This window comes from uncultured Nitratireductor sp. (assembly GCF_913053745.1).
In the GTDB taxonomy this organism is placed as follows: Bacteria; Pseudomonadota; Alphaproteobacteria; order Rhizobiales; family Rhizobiaceae; genus Nitratireductor.
The window spans coordinates 1-3,543 of record NZ_CAJXGF010000245.1 but is presented as its reverse complement, the minus strand read 5'-3'; the positions used below and the strand labels follow the sequence as shown (position 1 = coordinate 3,543).

Here is a 3,543-nt window from a genome sequence, read left to right as displayed (position 1 = left end):
GACCTTGAGCGCGTCGATGTCGAGGCCGGAATCCGTTTCGTCCAGGATCGCCAGCGTCGGTTCCAGCACCGCCATCTGCAGCGCCTCGTTGCGCTTCTTCTCGCCGCCGGAGAAACCGACATTGAGCGGACGTTTGAGCATGTCCATGCTCATGTCCAACTCGTCAGCGGCGGCGCGCACACGCTTCAACATGTCCGGAATCTTCAGCTCTTCCTCGCCGCGCGCCTTACGCTGGGCGTTGATCGCGGTTTTGAGGAACTCCATCGTCGCCACGCCCGGTATCTCCATTGGATATTGGAAAGCGAGGAAGAGGCCGGCGGCGGCACGCTCGGCCGGATCCATCTCCAGGATGGATCCGCCATTGTAAAGTATATCGCCCTCGGTGACCTCATAGTCCTCGCGCCCTGCGAGGATATAGGACAGCGTGGACTTACCCGAGCCGTTCGGGCCCATGATCGCGGCCACTTCACCAGCCTTCACGGTCAGATTGAGACCACGAATGATCTCGGTGCCGTCTTCGGCGATGCGGGCGTGCAGGTTTTTGATCTCAAGCATGATTTCTTCCAAACAAATGCGTCGGGGTCAGCCGACCGAACCTTCGAGCGAAATACCGATGAGCTTCTGCGCCTCGACAGCGAACTCCATCGGCAATTCCTGAATGACATCCTTGACAAAGCCGTTGACGATCAAGGCGATGGCTTCTTCTTCGGGAATACCGCGCTGCATCACATAAAACAGCTGGTCCTCGGAAATCTTCGACGTCGTCGCCTCGTGCTCGAACTGTGCCGTGGCATTCTTGGCTTCGATATAGGGAACAGTGTGCGCACCGCAGTCATTGCCGATCAAAAGGCTGTCGCACTGGGTGAAGTTACGGGCATTGGCCGCCTTGCGATGTGCCGAAACCTGTCCACGATAGGTGTTCTGCGAATTGCCCGCTGAAATGCCCTTTGAAATAATACGGCTCGACGTGTTCTTACCCAGATGCAGCATCTTGGTGCCGGAATCGATCTGCTGATGGCCGTTGGACACGGCAATCGAGTAGAATTCACCACGACTGTTGTCGCCGCGCAGAATGCAGGACGGATATTTCCAGGTGATCGCCGAACCGGTCTCCACCTGGGTCCAGGAGATTTTGGAGTTTTTACCCCGGCAATCGCCCCGTTTGGTGACGAAATTGTAGATGCCGCCCTTGCCTTCGGAATCGCCCGGATACCAGTTCTGAACGGTGGAGTATTTGATCTCCGCATCATCCAGCGCAATCAGCTCGACCACCGCAGCATGAAGCTGGTTCTCGTCGCGCTGTGGCGCCGTACAGCCTTCCAGATAAGAAACGTACGCCCCTTCTTCGGCAATGATCAGCGTACGCTCGAACTGGCCGGTATTGCGCTCATTGATACGGAAATAGGTAGATAACTCCATCGGGCAGCGAACGCCCTTCGGGACGTAGACAAAGGAGCCGTCGGTAAAGACCGCCGAATTCAGCGCTGCGTAGAAATTGTCCGACACCGGCACAACGGAGCCGAGATATTTCTGGACCAGCTCGGGATGTTCGCGGATCGCCTCGGAGATCGAGCAGAAGATCACGCCTGCCTTGGCGAGCTCCTCCTTAAAGGTGGTTACGACCGAAACGGAATCGAACACGGCATCAACCGCCACGCGACCCGAGCTATAGACGTTGCCGCCTGGATTGTCTTCCAGGTCACTGGGTTCGCCCTGCTTGCGAACACCAGCCAAAATCTCTTGTTCCCTCAAGGGGATACCGAGCTTTTCGTAAGTTTTAAGCAATTCCGGATCGACTTCATCCAGCGATTTCGGACCAGCTTGGTTTTTAGGCGCCGCATAATAATGCAGGTCCTGGAAATCGATCTTGGGATAGCTGACGCGCGCCCAACTCGGCTCTTCCATGGCCTGCCAGCGCTTAAAGGCGTTCAGACGCCATTGCGTCATCCATTCCGGCTCATCTTTCTTGGCCGAAATGAAGCGGATAATATCGTCGTTCAGGCCCTTAGGGGCCAGGTCGCTCTCGATGAGAGTCTCGAAACCATACTTATACTGGTCCACATCGATCATGCGGACCTGATCAATCGTCTCCTGCACGGCAGGCATATGCGTTCTCCATCCATGCCGGGGTCAAGGCCCGGCCGTCTTCAAATTAAGCACACCGTGATTGCCTCTCGGCAAACCTCATATAGTGCCTCGGAGCAGATGTTTCATCCGGTCACATATTAAATATGTGTCTTTTTCTCCATTTTAATCTGCATCAGTTCCGTTTTTTCCTCTGTGCCAACTCAAGCAGCTTGCGCGCCGCTTTTGTCCGCACTCTTTCGTCGCTTTGCGATGTTGGACAGCGCTGCCCTGAAAAGCGCCAAATCCTTGTCGCCGGTCGAATGTCCTATCGAAACGCGCAGCGCGCTTGCGTCGTCACCCTGCCCCATCGCTTTCAACACGTGACTCGGTCCGACACGACCGGACGAGCAAGCAGAACCAGAAGACAGTGCGACACCGCCGAGATCGAAGGCGATCTGCGCCGTTTCAGCCTTCGTGCCGGGAATCGAAAAGAAACTCGTATTGGCCACCCGCGCCACATCCCGGCCATGAATCACCGCATCGGGAATATACTCGAGGATCGATGTCTCAAAGCGATCGCGCATGGCGGCCAACGCCTCCACCCGGGCAAGTCCCTCCAATGCATCCGCTGCAGCGGCACCGAACCCTGCAATTGCAGGAAGATTCTCCGTACCTCCGCGATGCCCCTTTTCCTGACCGCCGCCATCGATCAGAGCCTCGGGCATCATCAGGTCGGCACTGCCAACAAGGGCACCCGCTCCCTTCGGCCCACCGATCTTGTGCGAAGAAACAATAAGGAAATCGGTATATCCTACTGAAATGTCGACAGGAATTCGGCCTATTGCCTGAACTGCGTCGAACACGGTGACAGCGCCCGCCGCCTTAGCAAGGCGGCCAATCTGCTCGATTGGCTGGATGACGCCCGTTTCGTTGTTGACCGCGTGCATGGCCACCAGAGGCAAACCCTTTCCGCGATCATGGGCGGCAAGTTTCGCCTCCAGATCCGCAAGATCGACCGTTCCGTCAGTACGAACAGCTATCGTACTGATCGCGCTGTTGGAAAAACGTCCGCCCCTCATAATACAGGGGTGATCGGCAGCACTGACGTAAAGCGCCGAGAAACCGAGAGGAGCGCGGCCCATCCTCCAGTGCGGCGTCAACAGCGTCGCCGCCGCTTCTGTCGCCCCCGACGTGAACACGACATGTTCTGCCTGCCCGCCAACCAGCGTTGCCACATGGTTGCGCGCTTCTTCGATCACCCGTCGGGCGGCACGGCCTTCGGTATGAACGGAGGACGGATTGGCCGGCTGAGACAGAGCGTCAACCATGGCCACCCTGGCCCGCTCGAGCAGTGGCGCGCTGGCGTTGAAATCGAGATATGCCCTGGTCGCCGACATCGATCTTCCGCTTTTCTCCGCGAATCTGTCGTCTGCTTCACGCCTTCCTGGCCAATCTTGGCCACTATGACGTAATTTC

The 3,543-nt window shown here is 57.1% G+C and carries 3 protein-coding genes; all 3 read right to left on the bottom strand.

The genetic code is table 11. From position 1 onward, the window contains the following. Positions 1–555: Fe-S cluster assembly ATPase SufC (sufC, locus tag QZ638_RS22880; protein WP_295814995.1), on the bottom strand; the 555-nt coding region annotated here is incomplete at its 3' end. Between the two features lie 27 nt (positions 556–582). Further along, positions 583–2,106 (bottom strand): Fe-S cluster assembly protein SufB, encoded by a 1,524-nt coding sequence (gene sufB, locus QZ638_RS22875; RefSeq protein WP_295814992.1) that lies wholly within the window; start codon positions 2,104–2,106, stop codon positions 583–585. Positions 2,107–2,288: 182 nt separating this feature from the next. Further along, entirely contained in the window at positions 2,289–3,464 is a 1,176-nt protein-coding gene (locus QZ638_RS22870) for a cysteine desulfurase family protein (protein ID WP_295814989.1), read from the bottom strand. Positions 3,465–3,543: the final 79 nt, after the last annotated feature.